This window comes from Amphritea sp. (genome assembly GCF_048266285.1).
Lineage (GTDB): Bacteria > Pseudomonadota > Gammaproteobacteria > Pseudomonadales > Balneatricaceae > Amphritea.
The window spans coordinates 141,713-160,535 of the sequence record NZ_JBLWZV010000002.1 but is presented as its reverse complement, the minus strand read 5'-3'; the positions used below and the strand labels follow the sequence as shown (position 1 = coordinate 160,535).

Below are 18,823 nucleotides of genomic sequence, written 5' to 3'. Positions count from 1 at the left end.
AAAATTTGATATAACTAGATCGGTTTGCGAATTTTTTTCCAGATTTTAGATGACAATGATGCTGGTGGTGGTTTTTGACGATATAGCTGTAGAAGCTCTAAGGCAGTTTCTACATTAATATGATCGCGGCTTATAGGGTCTGCATACAGTGGATAATAGATCAAGGTTGCAGCTACCAGTTGATCTAAGGTCAGTATTCGTGTTCTTCGCGAGCAACTCAGATAATCATAAGTCAGTCCCCAGCCAGCATAAAAAGGCATGCCGTAGGTATAAACTTTCTTACCACGTAACAAAGCCTCAAAACCGGTCAGCGACGTTAAAGTATGTACCTCATCAACTACCTCCAGAAGATCAGGCATTGAAATATCGGTAATCCGTAAATCATAAAGCCCATCACAGTCGCCTCCATCAACACGCGCCCCTGCAAGAACATCAGGATGGGGTTTATAAACGATAAAAGCTAATGGGTGCTCGTTACGGACTTTTCTTAATAGATCGTGGTTGGTTTTAATAATAGGAGAACCGCGCATGATAGAAGCATCTGTACCTACTTGCCCAGGCACGAGGATCACACGCTTATCAGTCGGTAAAGTAACATGGCAAGAACGACCCACATTATACTTACTCACTTTAAGTTCAACTAAGCGTTTAACTAACAATCGGGCACGCTCTAAAACATAGTCTGCAAACTGTTCCGTTTCAAGTATTATCTCCAAGTCAGAGGCCAATGAAGGATCATAATAAATCCCCGATCGATCAATCACCATTGAGAGAGGTTCAACCAAATCGGCCCCTAAACCAACTGAACGAATAAAACCATCTTCCATTGAATTAAGAGTGAATTCAGAACTAATCGATGATAGAGACTTAATTGCCTGTTCATCTGATGACCAAATTAAAACCTGCTTATAACGCCCAGAATCGATGAATTTATGACATTTTTTAACGCTAGGATAAAATCTAATATCTGCATTTTTGCCAAGAAAATTTGGCACGAAGTTTCGCTTCCAGCTAGCAAACCCTACTCCAAGCCAATCACTATCGAAACGTGATCGTTGTCGCTTCTGGTCACTAATAAGGTCAATCGTATCTTCGAGTTCGCAACGCTGTCCTGTATATGGGTTTATATAGCGGCAATACTTCAGATAAGCAGCTGCGAATACTTGCACTAGAGTGCGTTTAACGTTTCGTCTATCACAAGACTGATCGTCATTTGTTAGCCCCCAGCCAGAATAGAATGGTAAACCAAAGCAACTAACAGGTTTTCCTGCTATTAACGCTTCAAAACCAAGCTGACTGGTAACTACGTATACGTGTTTAACCGCATCAAAAAGAGCCCATGGATTCATATCTTGTGATATTAACGTACATCCTCTTTTTTCAGCTTCTGTGAATAAATACCCCTTTTTATAACCAGCAATAACATCGGGATGAACCTTAACACACACTTCAGCATCCGGATTTTCCCTGATAGCAACGTCAAGCATACGTATAAACCTGCTTGCATTCGCTCGCCCGTAGATAACAGAAGCATCGTCTACTGTCTGGTCAACAACCAAAACTCTATGACGGTCGCTAGAGCAAACTAAGGGGGTGTCTGGTGCATGATTATATTTTGACAGTCGGTGATGTTTCAGTAAATTCAAGCACCTCTTCGCTCGATTAAGCAAACAATTATCGAATGACTCACGAAGAATCAAATTTTCCAAATCACTTGGACTACTAGCGTCATAATAAATACCTGTATAATCAGCAATCAGACTATGGGGAGGTGACCGATTAACGCCTAAATCAAGAGAGCGAATAAAACCGTCCTCTAAACTAATATAAGGTATCCCATATGACTTCGCAAAACGACGCGCTTTCAATGAGGTAGGCTTAAGCCCCCAACCGGCAATAGAATTAACATTTTTTCGATTAAAAGAGCCTAATAGAATAGCTTCAGCATCCAATAATTTATTCAAATACGGGATTTGATAAATCCGCTTTGAAAAAACACCAACTGATTTCATTTGCGAGAGAACCTTTCATAATCACGCTGAGCAACCATCAACATGGAGTTGCGCATTTCAGCTTCATCAATTAGGTTTAAAATCATGCTTATCCACTCTGCATGCTCCATTGAAGCTAGCAATCCGTTTCGTTGATGCTCAACTACTGAGTTATAAACAGACTGATTCGCATAAACACCAACGCCACCTGCTGCCGTTATATCAAAGAATTTAGTATGTGACCTAGCACGATTAAAAGGAGAATCTAGCAACGGCGCAAGACCGATATCTCGTCCTCCACGAGCAATTAAACTTTGATAAGAGGGCCATCTCATCGGCTGCAAAATATTTATGCGAGACATTCCATGCATTAGCTTACAAACATCTGCGTTACCGATGACTTCAAATATAGTATTTTCTCTTGCATCTAGCACCGTTTCGATCACAGGTATTAACCATTTTAACTCGGGTGTATGTGAAGCAGATCCATGATAAAAAATAGTCAAAGGCTTTGTGGTTTGTACCATTGGTGTAGGGAGTATCAATACCGGTTTGAGGGATTTATAGGCTAATTGAAGATAGGGGGTACTCACCCAATACAATGCTCTATGTTTTTTTAACCACTGCTGAGATAAAAAAGCATAACGTAGCAATTTCAATTGATACTTAAGCGGCAATCCTGACAGCGCCGATAAACTAAATAGATCATCATCCATAAAATAGATTAACTTCTCTATTTTTTTTCCTAAACGATCAATAAGTTGTTTCCATCGTTTCGGTACATAACGAACAAAAACGATTACTTTTCCGGTAAGCTGATCTGGCGAGGGTAAAGCACCAAATCCAAAGCGTCTAACTTCATACCCCTGTCGTTTTAACTCAGGTATCACGAAAAAATCAGATGAGGGATTGACTGATTCTTCAACAACAAAAGCAATCTTCATATTGCCTATCATCTCAACGAAAAATCCTCATGAACCAGCGTTAAATTAGGATTATATGCAGGATCATTATCCAGTGTCACACCCCACTGCCTACGCATATAGGCAGCCTCTCGCTGAGCTCTGTTACGTTTTTTTGCAGAATCATCGGCGCCTCTTGAAACAGACTCATGATGGTATAATTCAGCAAAGGGAGTCCATATATTTCTATAACCAGCATCTCTAACCTTTAAACAGAAATCCACATCATTAAACGCAATGGCAAGATTCTTTTCGTTTAACCCTCCCACCTCATCGAAAACCGAGCGGCGAACCAACAAACAAGCTGCAGTGACAGCAGATAATTCCTGTACTAACCGCAAGCGAGAAAAATACCCATGCTCATGTCGCTCAAAATATTTGTGAGAATGCCCTGCAACGCCACCAATACCAAGAATAACGCCGGCATGCTGAACCGTTTCGTTAGGATAATACAGTTTGGCTCCCACGCAACCTACATCAGGTCTACAAACATGGCTAACCATTTCATCTAACCAATCGGGATTAATAGGCTCAATATCGTTATTAACAAGACCTATAATCGACCCATTAGCCTTAGTCACACCGAAATTATTAATCGATGAATAATTAAATGGTTGATCCCAACGAATAACCCTAACTCGACTATCTTTTGTAATATCATCAAGATACGATAATGCCTTTGGACAACTAGTCTGATTATCTAAAATAATAACTTCAAAATTAGTGTATGTTGTTTTTGCTAAAATTGCATCGACACAACACTTTAAAATATCTACATTATCCCTTGTCGGAATAAGTAAGCTAACAAGTGGAATTGAAGCCGGCAAAGACCATTTCACTCTGTATGTATTTGCCACTTGTCCTAGTTCAGCTTCGGCACCAGGGATATTAGTTTGACAATACTGAGCTATAGCTTTTAGCCCAGCCTGACTTGTGTAGTCTTTCTGATCAGCAGCTGATGCTGTTGATCCTTCAATCGCACGCCAATGATATAAGATGTAGGGTAAATGAATAATATTTTCAGCTTCAATTTCTGGTATACAACGAAGTAGCAAGTCGTGGTCTTGGCTACCTTCAACGCCAGCTTGAAATCCTCCGACCTTTTTTACCAAGTCAGTTTTCAAAACAGTTAGATGTGAGATGTAGTTTTGCCCAAGCAAGAGATCGTAATTCCATTTCGGCTTAAAATGCGGATCGAATCGACAACCTAACTCATCAATTTTATCTTCATCACTATACAAAAGTTCAGCACTAGGATTTTCATTAAGTGCTTCCACCACTCGATATAGTGCGTCAGGAGCTAAACAATCATCATGATCCAACAGTGCAACATACTCCCCTGAAGCAAGCATCAAAGCACTATTACTCGCGGCTGAAATATGGCCATTAACATCTCTATAAAAAACAGATATGCGGCTATCACCTTCAGCATAATCATCTAATACCGTTTGAAGAGTCTGATCTGTAGACGCATCATCAGCAATACAAAGCTGCCAGTTTTGATAAGACTGATTTCGTACTGAGTTAATACAATCTTTAAGGAACTTAATGTCAGTATTATACGTAGGCATCAATATTGAGATTAATGGCAACATAGCCCAACGCTTAGAATACATAACCACATCATCTGTTGATGGACGCCTCAGACACTCTTCACTCTCAATCCATTCTAGATAACCTCGACGTACTGGGCGCTTAGTAAAGGTTTCACTATAGCGTTCTAATGCATATTCGACCGGTTTAATATTTTTAATTTCGGCATCAGCCCGTATACTTTCCCATACACTATCGACTGTTTGTTCACGATACCGGTAATGCATATTAATTAAACGTGAAACCAAACGCTGTCGAGCAAACTTGGGAGTTAACCATATAAGATTTGCACGGCGAATAGTAAATAAACCTTTAGTTTCCAGTGGATCTAACCGCATTTTCTTTAAACCAAATGGAAGATACACTAGGCGTTTAGTTACACGTCCATTTTTAAGAGGTAAGGAAAAAGAAGTTTCTTCTGAAAACCCATCACCCAAATCCAAATATAATTTAACATTAGCACTAGGCTGATTATGTTGGATATATATTTCTAACATAAACCAACCACGTAAAGGCAACAACAACCTTATAAGAAAATGCGGATCATTACTAATTGAAGCCCAATCATAATTATCCAACGACTTATTTTTAGTTATTGAGAATACAGGCTTCAGCCTCATCTTACTAAAAAAACCTAATAACTTTTTGATATTAACGCCCTCACCGAATACTAAAAATTAACATTTTTTGAAAAAGTTAATACATTCAGATATTTTTCTATTAATATAAGATCCTTGATTCCTTGTTTTTTTAGAATCCTTTATACAACCTAAAGAGAAACATGAGTCATCTTTTTCATAAATCATAGAAAAATCTCTCCGAAAATCAGGATCCCTACTAAAATAATCACACATACAGGAAATATTAAATTTTGAGTTTTCTTTTATAAACTGGAGTAAGGCAAGTGATGTATGTGACTCTTTGTATGTAGAATATATTTTAACCGCACTGTTAAAATCAATATTTAAATTCTTAGAACTTAAAAACTCATCATCCGTAAAGTCTTTACCTAAAATATCAAAAAGCCTTTTATTTTCTTTTATCAATGCAGGTCTGATTTTATCAACTTCATCCCCTGTTAAAAAAAACTTTTCATTATCAATTGATTTATCAAAAAAACGCCTTCCTTTTACATAAAAATTGCCATCTTTTATAATTGGATAAGTAACATTCAAATGAGCAAGTATTCTTGTCGATAGATTACCCAAACCTTCATTACTATTAACTATTGAAAACTGACTAGATTCAATACCTAGCATCTCAATAAAAAAAACAACAGGCTCTTGAGCTATGCAAACATTTTCAAAGCTAAAGAAATGAACACCTTTCCCAAATACAGACTTAAGCTTCAAAACATCTACTGCTTTACTAGCAACACGGATATCATCTAAGACTGCTGTACCATTTTTTATTCTCTCCTGTAAAGCAGAACAAGTGAAAGAGTAGGGCCTCCTGACAAAACAGTAAACCTCTAATGAGAAGCCTTTTTCTTGGATTTTACACTTTATATTTTCCAGAGCGCTCTTACTAAGAATTGATATATCCTCACCTGAAATAATCACATTTTTATTACAATCCAAAACTTCATCAATCTTAGACGAATATTCCTCATTAACAGAGACAATATTTTGAGAATCACCATTTCTTATATTAACATGATATAACTCTGGCTTTTCCGAATAAACAGAATAAAAAGGAATAGAATGGTTAATTATACATCGACTTCCTCTAAAAAAAATAGGGTAAAAAAAGCCAAGCTCATCTAACAAATCTTTATTACTAGACAATGTACGCTGAATAGACGATGTAGCCGTCTTATGGAACCCTAAATGCAATATAAATCGTTTCACATTAAGTCTTAGCTCTGAAAAAATCGATATCGGATTGTATTTCTCTATACAGTTGCAAATCAAACCTTATTAAAGGCTCTAATGCCTCTCTAATATCATCACGACTGGGATCTATGCCAAACTTGGTCGACAGAACATTCTCTCTAATTCCATTAATACTAGGCTTAAACCCATAACTAACTGCGATATCACTCAAGAAAAGTTCAATATTTGAATCTATACCCACAAAATCAAAGCTTTTAAGGTTATCTAATGAATCTTTAACATCCAGAGCATCAACATTCATTTTAGACACATCAGTTCTAATATACCTGGTCTGTGTATTATCAAGCAGTTGATGTTCAGGTTGCTCAAAACCACTTATAACACTTGAAATATTTTTTGCATCAGTAAAATCACAAGATACTAGTTTATCACTTAATTTTTGTATATATTCAGGATGAGCCAAATAACGACTATTATTCTCATCTAAAGATAAAGAGCGTATCCACGATAAATGAGATGTTATATGTTGATACGGGTCACGAAACGTAATCGCCTTATTAAAGCAATTTAACAAAGAGTTACGCATAAAATTTTTATATGTAAGATGCCCTGAGATAAAATCCACATCTCCTGACACTAATCGATCTTTCCAGCTATCTTTAGATTCTACATGTATTAAAGACCTTGTACTTGCAAAACGCTCCAACAAAAATTTATTAACAGTGGAACCAGCTGTTTTCGGTATATGAATATAAAGCAATGGAATGAAAATAGAAAAAATAACGGGAATAGCTATACAAATGTTGTTTTTTATATCTACTATTGAAATTGATAGTTTTTGGCACTTATCAAAATCATTGAGATCAATTTCAAACCCCGACAACGAAACATTTTTGATAGAAGGATACATACTGGGGAGTTTTGGTCGGTGTATACTCAAAACAATTTTATCGTTTCTTTTCCCTTCATTATCACAAAGTCTCAATTCAAGGTCAGCTTGATTTTTATCCACAAACCAACCTCTAATTTTACCCGTAACATGATCTTTTTGACTCGTAACATCTAAATGAAAATGAAAATTATCACTATTCCATTCACGTGTATCATAGGAGACTTTATACATTTATTGAGTATTCTTCTTTTAGGATAGGATAACTAAAGCAGAAACACCACTTTTTAAAAGCAAGGTGCCGAATTAAAGCTAATCCCATTCAGGTCTTTATTTGACAATACTGGGGATGAATCAAAAGCTGGCCATTCAATACCTATCGAAACATCGTTCCATAGAATGGATACATCATCCTCTGGACTGTAATAGTCCGTACATTTATATTGAAATTCAGCATCATCACTCATGACATAAAACCCGTGTGCGAAACCTGGTGGAATCCACAACAACTGTTTATTAATATCATTTAAAATAACTCCCACCCATTGACCAAAAGTTGGTGAGGACTGACGTAGGTCGACAGCCACATCATAAACCTCACCTTTAGTAACTCTAACAAGCTTACCTTGTGGGTTATTCTTCTGGTAATGTAAACCTCTCAAAATACCTTTTGAGGACTTGCTGTGATTATCCTGTACAAACACAAAGTTACCGCAGTGTTCATTAAAATCACTCTGACGAAAGGTTTCGAGAAAAAAACCTCGTTCATCACTAAAAACTTCAGGTGTTAATAATACAACACCTTTTAATTTCAACTGCTCATATTTCATATAAAACGTCTATCTCTCTGAAAGCAGGTTGGTAAGATAGTCGCCATAGCTTGTTTTACTTAAGTACTTACCACGGCGTACTATATCCTCATCATCAAGCCAGCCATGGCGCCATGCAATTTCTTCAAGACAAGCTATTTTAAGCCCTTGTCTCTGCTCAACTGTTTGAACATAATGGCCAGCTTGTAACAAGCTATCATGAGTGCCTGTATCTAACCACGTAAAGCCACGACCTAGCTTTTCAACTTTCAAATCTCCTCTATTGAGATAAGCATTATTAACAGCTGTTATCTCAACCTCACCCCGTGAAGACGGTTCGACGTTTTTAGCAATTTCAACTACATCGTTATCATAAAAATACAATCCTGTAACTGCATATTCTGACTTAGGTTTCTGTGGTTTTTCCTCGATAGAAATGGCATTACCATCATTATCAAACTCTACAACCCCAAAACGCTCTGGGTCATTAACAGGATAACCAAATATCGTAGCCCCCTTTTCCTGGGCAGACGCTAGCAGTAATTGTCCTGTGAAATGCTGCCCATGAAATATATTATCTCCCAAAACGAGACATACCGGACTCTCACCAATGAAATCCTCTCCTATGATAAAAGCTTGGGCCAATCCATCTGGTGATGGTTGTTCAGCGAAGCTAAAAGAAACGCCAAACGCGCTTCCGCATCCTAAAAGCTTTTTGTACTGAGGAAGGTCTTCTGGGGTTGAAATGATTAGAATTTCACGAATACCCGATAACATCAGTATTGATATCGGATAATAAATCATAGGCTTATCATAAATAGGTAATAGCTGCTTAGATACTCCTAACGTGATTGGGTATAACCGTGTACCTTTACCTCCCGCTAAGATAATTCCTTTTCGTTTCATACCCAGCCCTCTTTCTTACACAGATAGTCTTCCATGGTTAAAACTAACTGACTATGCCAATCAGGCATTGTTATGCCAAAAGCATTTTCTATTTTATCTACTGCTAAACGTGAGTTTAACGGTCTTTTCGCAGGTGTGGGGTAGGCACTTGTTGGTATACCAATAACCTCTTTAATGCTTAAATCAACGCTGTTAGCACGAGCAATAGTAAAGATAGAATTTGCAAACTCATACCAATTAGTCGTTTCACTAGATGCTAGATGATATATTCCGGAATCAAGGTCAGCAGCCTGACAAATTCTATTTACAGCTAATGCAGTAATATCCGCTATCAACCTGGCAGTAGTTGGTGCACCATACTGATCATTAACCACCGTTAACAATTCTCGGGTTTGAGCTAATTTCAACATTGTTTTCATGAAATTTTTGCCTCGAGTGCTGTATACCCAACTAGTTCGAAATATCAAATGAAGACACGAAGACGAAATAATACTCATATCACCCTGTAGCTTTGACTCGCCATAAACAGAGAGTGGTCCTGTCACATCCTCTTCTGTCCACGGATCTATGCCTATACCGGGATAAACATAATCTGAAGAATAATGAACTAACCAGATACCTTCTTTAGCAGCATAATCCGCTAAAATTTTTGGTAAATTCTTATTTAGAGCTTCCGCTTTCTCTTTTTCCTCTTCAGCTTTATCTACCGCAGTCCAAGCTGCTGCATTAACAATAAGATCAGGTTTTTTAGCATCTAGATAAGCGATTACTTCATTTGAATTTTCAAGATTCAGCAATGTTCTATCCGGTGAGTCTACAGTTCCAAAAATAGCCAAACTGCGCTTTAACTCATAACCAACTTGGCCATTTCCTCCAGTAAGAAAAATATTCACAAAACGCCCAACCGCTCACATTGATAACTACCATCCAAAACCGCTTGCCACCAACTTTTATTATCCAGATACCACTGCACAGTTTTTCTTAAACCTGTTTCGAACGTTTCATCAGGCGACCAACCCAGCTCCCTTTCAATTTTACTAGCATCAATCGCATACCTTAAATCATGTCCTGGCCGATCATCTACATAGACTATTAGATCACGGTAGCTTTTAACCAGAACAGCATTATTTTCAACTGTTGGGACTAGTTCATCCAGCAGATCACACAGTGTTAAAACAACCTCAATATTTTGTTTTTCATTGTGCCCTCCAACATTATAAGTCTCGTTTACAGCCCCTTCTTGTGCAACCTTGATCAAAGCTTTAGCATGATCTTCCACATACAGCCAATCTCTAATTTGTCGACCATTACCGTAGACCGGCAGAGGCTTACCTGCTAATGCATTCAAAATGGTTAGCGGGATTAGTTTCTCGGGAAAATGATAGGGGCCATAGTTATTTGAACAGTTCGTTATCAATGTAGGCAACCCATAGGTTCGTTGCCAAGCCCTTACCAAATGATCAGAGCCAGCTTTACTAGCCGAATAGGGTGAACTAGGAGAGTATGGGGTAGACTCTGTAAACATATCCTCATTGTTATTGAGGTCACCATATACTTCATCTGTTGATATATGGTGAAATCGGAAGTTTTTAGCTTTTTCAGGATCAGTGCTATTAAGTGATGAATAATAACTCCTAACAACTTCCAGTAGTGTATAGGTACCAATGATATTCGTTTGTATAAACACACCAGGCCCGTCAATTGAGCGGTCTACATGACTCTCAGCAGCAAGATGCATAATAATATCAGGCTTATATTGAGCTAATACACTAGACATAGCCTGATAGTCACATATATCTTGATGAATAAAGCTATACCGTTCATCTTTATCAATAGTTATCAGCGATTGTAAATTGCCGGCATAAGTTAGCTTATCGACATTGATAACTCGATGGGTGCTATTATGAATTAATTCACGTATTACAGCAGATCCAATAAAACCAGCTCCACCTGTTACCAAAAATGTTTTTTCCATACTATCAATATCCCTACTTGAATATCAAAAACATTAATCACGATGATCTTTAATAATTAGCAATAACATTTGAGCAATTAGAGCCACAAATAGTGCCAATAAACTATAGACAATAATTGTATGAAAACGTTGAGGTTCTAAAGGATACTCTGGATAGGTTGGGCTTTGCAAAACGGAGACTTGCTTTAGCTTTCTTGCGGCTTCAATACGGGTACTTTGAAGAGCAGCGAGGGCGCCGGAGTAACTATCAAGAGCAAATTGCACTTTCAACTCTAGTGTTTGATATTCTGCTGTGACAGTATTCAGGGCATTTCCTGATTGCTGAGCCATTCTGCTTTTTTCTTCATTGATTTGATGACTAACCGCATTTATCTCATTTTCAACTTTAACCATTGCAGGAGAATTACTACTTTGATAGCTAGTGAGCATTGTTTTCTCTGCTTGTAAGTTTGATAGTTTGCCTTCTAGGTTTGCAACAACGGCACTAATACTTTCAACCGTTCCTGAAGGTGAAATTAATCCATTTTTGTTCTGGTACTCTATCAGTTCTCCTCTTACCGCATTAAAGTTATCATTCAACATGCCAACTTGTTGTTCTAAAAATTTTACTTGTTCTTCAGCTAAACGCTTACCCAATAAGTTCATATGTTTTTCTCCCTCTTCTAGCAGAAGACTGGCAATCTTATGTGCCATCTCAGGAGTAAAGGCTTCGACCTTAATACGCAAAACATTTGCATACTCATCAAGCTCAACTGATATTCTTTTTAAATAATATTCGTGTAAATCTTCTATAGGAAGATTCACATCACCAAGATTAGAAATAAAATCGATATCTGATGCAGCATAATGTTCACGAAAACCGACTAAAGAATCGATTTTTTTAAGCATATCAACAGATAACAAATAATCTCTAAGCAGCAGCATATCACCGCTCGCTCCACTGCTGCCGCCTAACAACGAACTAACATCCATCGAAGGAATTGTTATCTGAGGACTTTCAAGTACGACATTTGTTTCTGAAACATATCGATCACTTGCTAATATTCCCCAATACAACGCAGATAGTGCAATGAAAAGCCCACACATTGTCCACACAGGGTTTTTCATTATTTTATGTTTCATCAACGTTTTTCCTGTAGCAACTTTGTTGAGTTAGAATTTATTTAAAATCAATCATCAATAATTTAGCGTTTCGGCGGATCATTTTTAGCATGATATTCATCTAATGCATCATTGATATCATCAAACCAAACAACTTGCCCTTTATCAATCAGAATACCTGCCTGGCATAACTCTTTTAGTATGCCTTCCCCATGGGAAACCATAATTAAGCTAGCTTGTCCTACTTTATCTTTAAAAGCCTTGGTTGCCTTACGACGAAATACTTGGTCGCCTACTGAAGTCGCTTCATCTGACAAAAAAACATCAAAATCAAAGGCTAATGAAAGACCAAATGCTAGCCGAGCTCGCATGCCCGATGAATAAGTTTTAACTGGATCATCAAATGCTTTACCAATCTCTGCAAAGCTTTCGACACTCTCAATAATTTCATTCAGATGCTTATTACCACCATGAATACGAGCAACAAACTTGACATTTTGTCGGCCTGTCATTGACCCTTGAAAACCGCCCGTCAAACCGATTGGCCAAGATACACTACTGTCACGAATAATTTCCCCACGATCAGGACTATCCATACCACCAATTAATCTTAACAATGTAGACTTACCCGCACCATTACGACCGATCAATCCAACACTAATTCCGTTTGGTATATCGATATTCACATTTTTAAGAACCCAATCACCACCATGATGGTTATGATAGCGTTTATAAAGGTTACGAATACTAATCATTGCGCTTTAAGTCTCGCTTCAAAACGAATATGCAACATTAAACCTAAAGAAATCAAACTTAAGTTCCAAAACCATAGATACCCCCAACTAACACCTTTCAAATGATGATAGTTTTCAAAAAAGCTCATACGGAGAAACTCTAACCCATGAACAACCGGATTCAAAAGCAATAACTCTTGAAGCCAGAAAGGTAAAAAATTCAAAGGTAAAATGACGCCTGAAATAATTAACAGGGGTAATGTTGTAATCCTTATAACTTTACCGACCTCGGGTATTAATTCTGACATAGCAGAAAATGTTAAAGCAGCGCCTAAACCAAGTCCCCATAAAGAGAGCCAACTAAATAAAGCATATAGTGGTTCAACAGCTATAAAATCCATACCCACTAAGGCAGCGATCAAAACAAAGGCAATAAAGATAAATGATTGAATCACCCCATCAAGAAAGCACCTTACTAATACAGGGTCGATGGACTTAACTTGCCGGTAAGCAAACAACCCTTTATAAGCCTGAATCGCTCCCAATGAACGTTGTAGACCGTCTCTAAAGAGATAAAAACCGAGTAATCCAAGCAACATCCAAGCTATAAGGCTAGCTCCAGAAATATGTTCCCCCCCCATTAGCACAGTTCGAATTCCAATCATTACTGCAATCATCGCAATAGGCTCGACTAGCATCCAGAACCAAGCAAACCTGTCTTGAGTTGTTTTAGCCAAAGCTTCACGCATAAATAACGCATACCAGACTGCTCGTGTTACTTGCCAAGAGTTACGGGGCGATAACACAGACATACTCCATCAAATCTTTCATTCTAATAATAATCATTGGTTGCAGTAACAATACTAAAGTTACTAATCCACTTACTATAAATCTGTGGCCACTCTAGCCGCTATTGCGATTTGGTAAATAATTTGAGAAATACTCGTGGCTAGCTGTAGATTTTTAGTTGGAACCTCAGGCAGCACTAAGATTTCATCACCGGCTTTAAGTGCAACATCAGCAGCCGCCCTAACCTCACCATTCTTTCTTACAATTAGAACTTTTGATTCATCTGCGTGCTGAGTATAACCACCGGCCCCTTTAATATAATCACCCACATTTTTTCCCTGCTCATACACAACTGATTGTGGCACAAGCACTTCGCCACTAATCAATAGAGAGTCTGATTTTTCGGGGATAGTAATTATATCGCCATCCTGCAAACGGATATTAGCGATATGATCATTGGATGCGACTACCAGCCGGCCGCTCGGCTCAGCTTTTGATGCTCTAGCAATAAATTTAGTTATCAACTCCGCTTCCTGAACCCGGATACTTGCTTCCTCATTCGTTGAGGATGAAGCGCCTAAATAAGTAGCTTCTAATCTTTTCAAACTCTCTTGCAGAGACTCTTTTTGACGCAATGCAACACTTTCACGACGCATGGAAATGCTTGTTGTATCAGTAATGCCTTTTGGTACTGCAATCGAATCTAGAAAATCCTGTAGCATTATATCGCGCGGCAATGAGTAACGTGAGGGTCCATAAAAGCTACCTTCAATCTCAACGACAATGGTGTCATAACGTTTATCGATACTCAGAATAATTTCATCGCCATTTTTAAGCGGCTGACCTAAAAAGTCATCGAGAGACAAGTAGCCTGTCAATGGGCCGCTATCTCGATCTCCTCGTAACAGTGCATGGGAAACGCCTGCTTTCATATGCGCCAGGTTGATCAATGAACTCCCAAACATTTCATCCGGTTCCAGTTCATACCGGTATGAACGCTCAACATCACCACTAACAATGATGGAGGCCTGTCGCTCACCAACAACTAAAGTATCACCATCCTTGAACTGTGGTCGAGCCATCTGCCCATTCAATAAAAAATCATAGAGGTCTATTGTTTCAATAACTTTTCCGCGCCTAAGGACTCTAACAGCACGATATGTTCCCATATTATCATCAATACCTCCTGCTTGATTAAGGAAGTAGATAGCAGAATCATTCGGAGTGCCGGCATAACGACCAGGGCGAGTGACAAAACCAGTAACAAATACTCCGACGGGTTGAACGCCTTGAACTTGAGTATAAACGTTCACATTTTCTGGATAGATTGAACGAACAGCCCCCCGGATACGGGTATCTAAATCCTTATGACTTAAGCCTTGTACTTTTACTGGCCCTATTGTCGGAATAAAAACATTACCTCGGGCATCAACGGGCAAAACCCGTTCCATTTCTATAGCGCCCCATATACGCAGAACAACTTGATCACCCGGTGTAATTTTATAATCTGAATTCAAACCATCTGATCTTAGACCACTAAAACCACCATCGAATAACTGACTTCCGAAAGGGCGAATTTTTTCGTTATTACCTACCGCATCACCAAGTTGACCATACGTTCCCGACTTCCAATCAATACTCTGCTGTATATCAGCACCATTACCCAGAGACTGCTGGACAGCGGCATCGAGATCTCCAGCACTTTCGATTGCTGCATTTGCAACGCTGCAGAACAGCAATGAGATCCCGATGACTATGCTTTTCTTAACGGAGGAGTAACTACTGAAAAAATTCATGCAAAGGTTCCATTTAACATTCTAACTGATGGCGGCATTTTAATATGGATAAAGTCTTAACCTATTCAGATGCTTGCCTGAATAAGCACCCACTTACCTGACTCGCTCAGACAAGCGACATAGCGTTCTTCTGTATTACGATCTATAAGATCAGCTTTACGACACTGCCGTCCACTAGCCGCAAAATAGGTCGAGCCAACTGATAAGCTCTTTCCCATCAACGGACCACTAGGAATAACCAATAAGAAGTCTTGTGGGCTTTCTGTCAGGATACCACTAACTTCAACAGGCAAAGCACTACCTGTATTAGTGCTCATAAAAAGAGATGAGTCAGCCTGTGTTACTTTCACAGATTGAGATGAGCATGCTGCTAACAATGAGACCAGGAAAAATACTGATGCAGTCTTAACTATAGAGGTTGTATTCAGCTTCATTAAACGGCTATCCATAACAATATTCATATACTATCTATCATACAACATAATCATACCAACATTATACATGCCCTATCTACTCTACTATATTTTCATTCGCGCTCTGACGAGTGTCAGTCAAAAATAGTTGGTGTTAGCAAACGCTGTAGAACGAACCAGTTGCCAACAAATAAACACTCAATCTATCTCAGCATAGCCTTGTTTCTTTGATAGAATATGCAGAATATCTAGTTGCGTTCACTAATAGACAAGAACGATAGTTCAGAACCTCCCTGCCTCAGATAGAAAACATAAACCCATATGTCAAAAAAAGCCGAAGTATCTAAATCAAGCAAACCTGAACACACCCCCATGATGCAGCAATACCTTAAGATTAAGGCTGAACATCCTGATCAACTGGTGTTCTATCGCATGGGGGATTTTTATGAGCTGTTCTTTGATGACGCTAAAAAAGCCTCACAATTACTTGATATTTCTCTGACAGCACGGGGTAAATCAGCAGGCGACCCTATTCCAATGGCCGGCATTCCTTATCACTCTGCCGATGGTTATATCGCTAAGATCGTCCGGGCCGGTGAATCAGTCGCTATTTGTGAACAGGTGGGTGATCCAGCGACTAGTAAAGGGCCGGTCGAACGCAAAGTCATGCGTATTGTTACGCCAGGCACACTCAGTGACGAAGCCTTGCTAGATGAACGCCGCGACAGCCTGCTGATCGCCGTCAATACCGATCTACAAGGTTACGGTATTGCCATCGTTGATATCAGCACCGGTCGGTTTAGTTTGCTAGAAATAAACGATGAAGAAGCGCTTCACGGTGAGCTCGAACGGATCAAACCCGCTGAAATTTTATTTAATGATGGCCATAATCTTGCTGAACAACTGCAAAGCTATCGCGGATTACGGCCTCAAGCACCGTGGAATTTCGAACGTGAAACCGCTGAACGGTTGCTTTGTCAGCAATTTCAGACCAAAGACCTCAGTGGCTTTGGCTGCGACCACCTACCGGTAGCACTCGGCGCGGCGGGCTGTCTTCTACAATACGCCAAAGACACCCAGCGAACTGCACTGCCTCATATTCGCCGGCTAATTTTGGAACAGCGCGATGAAAGCGTAATCCTCGATGCCGCCACTCGTAAAAATCTTGAAATTGATCAAAATCTAGCAGGCGGTCGAGATAACACCCTCGCCTCAGTCATTGATAAAACCGCGACCGCCATGGGGAGCCGGATGTTGCATCGCTGGCTTAATCGCCCACTGCGCTGTCGCAACACCCTGCAATCGCGACAGGCAGCATTACAATGGCTGATCAGCGATTATCATTTTGAACAGATATCGCCAGCCCTTAAGCAGATCGGTGATATTGAACGGGTATTGGCACGTGTTGCACTGCGCTCCGCACGTCCTCGCGACCTTGAAAGATTAAAGAGCGCTTTCCAAGTACTACCCGAGATACAGGATCACTTGGCGACAACCAAACCCGTACTGCTCAAGAATCTAGCGGAAACCATTAGCACCTTCCCTGAACTTTGCGAGTTACTGAACAAAGCCGTTATTGAAAACCCTCCGGTGGTGATCCGCGATGGTGGCGTGATCGCGACCGGCTATGATGCCGAACTAGATGAACTACGAGGGCTCAGTGAAAACGCCGGGGACTATCTAGTACAACTGGAGACCCGCGAACGAGAACGCACCGGCATCAGTACTCTAAAAGTGGGTTACAACCGAGTACACGGCTACTTCATTGAGATCGGCAAGGCGCAAAAAGCCGAAGTACCGGCGGATTATATTCGTCGTCAAACACTCAAAAATGCCGAACGCTATATTACCCCCGAACTGAAAACCTTCGAAGATAAGGCCCTGAGTGCAAAAAGCCGAGCCCTGAGCCGGGAAAAATCACTCTACGAAGCGCTTATCGAAACCCTTGCAGAGCCTTTAGCGGAACTACAAGACAGTGCTGCAGCGCTGGCCGAGTTAGATGTGCTCTGTAACCTAGCGGAACGTGCCGATACCCTCGACTATGTTGCCCCCACACTGACAGATGAGCCCCAAATTGAAGTATCCGGAGGTCGCCACCCCGTGGTTGAAGATGTGCTCGACGACCCGTTTGTCGCCAACAACCTAAGCCTGTCACCGGAGCGGCAAATGTTGATTATCACCGGTCCGAACATGGGCGGTAAATCGACCTACATGCGCCAAGCTGCACTAATCACATTACTGGCCCATATCGGCAGCTATGTGCCAGCGCAATCCGCCACCATTGGCCTCGTTGATCGAATCTTTACCCGCATGGGTTCGTCAGACGACCTTGCTGGCGGACGGTCGACCTTTATGGTCGAGATGACCGAAACCGCCAATATTCTGCATAATGCCACTGAACGTAGCTTAGTTTTAATGGATGAAGTTGGTCGTGGCACTAGCACCTTCGATGGGCTTTCACTGGCTTGGTCTGCTGCGGAATACCTCGCCAATGAAGTCAAAGCAATGACCCTGTTCGCTACCCATTACTTTGAGCTAACAGTACTACCAGAAATCTGCCAAGGGGTTTTCAATGTCCACCTGACAGCCATGGAGCATCAGGATCATATTGTTTTTATGCATGAGGTTCAGGAAGGCCCTGCCAGCCAGAGCTATGGTCTACAGGTCGCACAATTAGCCGGTGTTCCGGCGAATGTCATTAGCCGTGCTCGCCAAAAACTGATTCAACTCGAAGAGGACACCGGACAGACAGAACAACGCCGCCAACCACCACCGGTGCAAGACGACCTGTTTGTTGCGCCACGGCCTCATCCAGCGCTAACGCAACTCAAGTCATTAGAGCCAGATAACCTAACCCCCCGTCAGGCGCTAGAACTACTCTATACGCTGAAAAAAGAAGCCGAACGCAGCTAAAATAAAGCCGACAGTCAGCCGAAGCTAAACGTTAAATTAAACCCTAAAGCTAAGCCTTAAAACAAAAAAACCGAACATATCTGTGTTCGGTTTTTTTATTATGTTAACAACAGCACT

General features: G+C 40.1%; 15 protein-coding genes. 1 reads left to right on the top strand and 14 read right to left on the bottom strand.

Features of this window, described 5'->3' with window-relative positions; translation table 11 throughout:
• Window positions 1–14 precede the first annotated feature (14 nt).
• The 14 genes from ACN0T0_RS04300 to ACN0T0_RS04235 form a co-directional block, all read right to left on the bottom strand.
• Window positions 15–2,012 (bottom strand): capsular polysaccharide biosynthesis protein, encoded by a 1,998-nt coding sequence (locus ACN0T0_RS04300; protein ID WP_417223684.1) that lies wholly within the window; start codon window positions 2,010–2,012, stop codon window positions 15–17.
• The gene (locus tag ACN0T0_RS04295; protein WP_417223683.1) at window positions 2,009–2,935 is read right to left on the bottom strand and encodes a glycosyltransferase family 1 protein; all 927 of its coding nucleotides are present in this window, start codon (window positions 2,933–2,935) and stop codon (window positions 2,009–2,011) included. The genes ACN0T0_RS04300 and ACN0T0_RS04295 overlap by 4 nt, the downstream gene beginning before the upstream one ends.
• Window positions 2,936–2,943: 8 nt before the next feature.
• The gene (locus tag ACN0T0_RS04290; RefSeq protein ID WP_417223681.1) at window positions 2,944–5,124 is read right to left on the bottom strand and encodes a glycosyltransferase; all 2,181 of its coding nucleotides are present in this window, start codon (window positions 5,122–5,124) and stop codon (window positions 2,944–2,946) included.
• A 99-nt stretch (window positions 5,125–5,223) separates the two neighbouring features.
• A complete protein-coding gene (locus ACN0T0_RS04285) occupies window positions 5,224–6,396 on the bottom strand; it encodes a hypothetical protein (protein ID WP_417223679.1) in 1,173 nt (390 codons plus the stop codon).
• A gap of 1 nt (window position 6,397) precedes the next feature.
• Complete coding sequence (locus ACN0T0_RS04280) at window positions 6,398–7,504, bottom strand: hypothetical protein (protein ID WP_417223677.1); 1,107 nt, start codon at window positions 7,502–7,504, stop codon at window positions 6,398–6,400.
• A 53-nt stretch (window positions 7,505–7,557) separates the two neighbouring features.
• Entirely contained in the window at window positions 7,558–8,100 is a 543-nt protein-coding gene (gene rfbC / locus ACN0T0_RS04275; RefSeq protein ID WP_417223675.1) for a dTDP-4-dehydrorhamnose 3,5-epimerase, read from the bottom strand.
• Between the two features lie 9 nt (window positions 8,101–8,109).
• Complete coding sequence (gene rfbA / locus ACN0T0_RS04270) at window positions 8,110–8,985, bottom strand: glucose-1-phosphate thymidylyltransferase RfbA (RefSeq protein WP_417223673.1); 876 nt, start codon at window positions 8,983–8,985, stop codon at window positions 8,110–8,112.
• Window positions 8,982–9,878 (bottom strand): dTDP-4-dehydrorhamnose reductase, encoded by an 897-nt coding sequence (rfbD, locus tag ACN0T0_RS04265; protein ID WP_417223671.1) that lies wholly within the window; start codon window positions 9,876–9,878, stop codon window positions 8,982–8,984. Before rfbD ends, rfbA begins: the two co-directional genes overlap by 4 nt.
• A complete protein-coding gene (gene rfbB, locus ACN0T0_RS04260; protein ID WP_417223670.1) occupies window positions 9,875–10,960 on the bottom strand; it encodes a dTDP-glucose 4,6-dehydratase in 1,086 nt (361 codons plus the stop codon). The genes rfbD and rfbB overlap by 4 nt, the downstream gene beginning before the upstream one ends.
• Before the next feature lie 33 nt (window positions 10,961–10,993).
• Complete coding sequence (locus ACN0T0_RS04255) at window positions 10,994–12,082, bottom strand: chain-length determining protein (RefSeq protein ID WP_417223668.1); 1,089 nt, start codon at window positions 12,080–12,082, stop codon at window positions 10,994–10,996.
• 62 nt (window positions 12,083–12,144) lie between these two features.
• Window positions 12,145–12,816, bottom strand: coding sequence for an ABC transporter ATP-binding protein (locus ACN0T0_RS04250; RefSeq protein ID WP_417223666.1), 672 nt, complete (start codon window positions 12,814–12,816; stop codon window positions 12,145–12,147).
• The gene (locus ACN0T0_RS04245; protein ID WP_417223664.1) at window positions 12,813–13,607 is read right to left on the bottom strand and encodes an ABC transporter permease; all 795 of its coding nucleotides are present in this window, start codon (window positions 13,605–13,607) and stop codon (window positions 12,813–12,815) included. Before ACN0T0_RS04245 ends, ACN0T0_RS04250 begins: the two co-directional genes overlap by 4 nt.
• Window positions 13,608–13,679: 72 nt before the next feature.
• Window positions 13,680–15,380, bottom strand: coding sequence for a polysaccharide biosynthesis/export family protein (locus ACN0T0_RS04240; protein WP_417223662.1), 1,701 nt, complete (start codon window positions 15,378–15,380; stop codon window positions 13,680–13,682).
• Between the two features lie 65 nt (window positions 15,381–15,445).
• Window positions 15,446–15,841 carry a DVU3141 family protein gene (locus ACN0T0_RS04235; RefSeq protein ID WP_417223660.1) on the bottom strand — a complete coding sequence of 132 codons (396 nt, stop codon included), beginning with the start codon at window positions 15,839–15,841 and terminating at the stop codon, window positions 15,446–15,448.
• A 273-nt stretch (window positions 15,842–16,114) separates the two neighbouring features.
• On the opposite strand from ACN0T0_RS04235, the gene mutS reads away from it, so the two are divergent.
• Complete coding sequence (mutS, locus tag ACN0T0_RS04230) at window positions 16,115–18,706, top strand: DNA mismatch repair protein MutS (protein ID WP_417223658.1); 2,592 nt, start codon at window positions 16,115–16,117, stop codon at window positions 18,704–18,706.
• The last annotated feature ends 117 nt before the right edge of the window (window positions 18,707–18,823 follow it).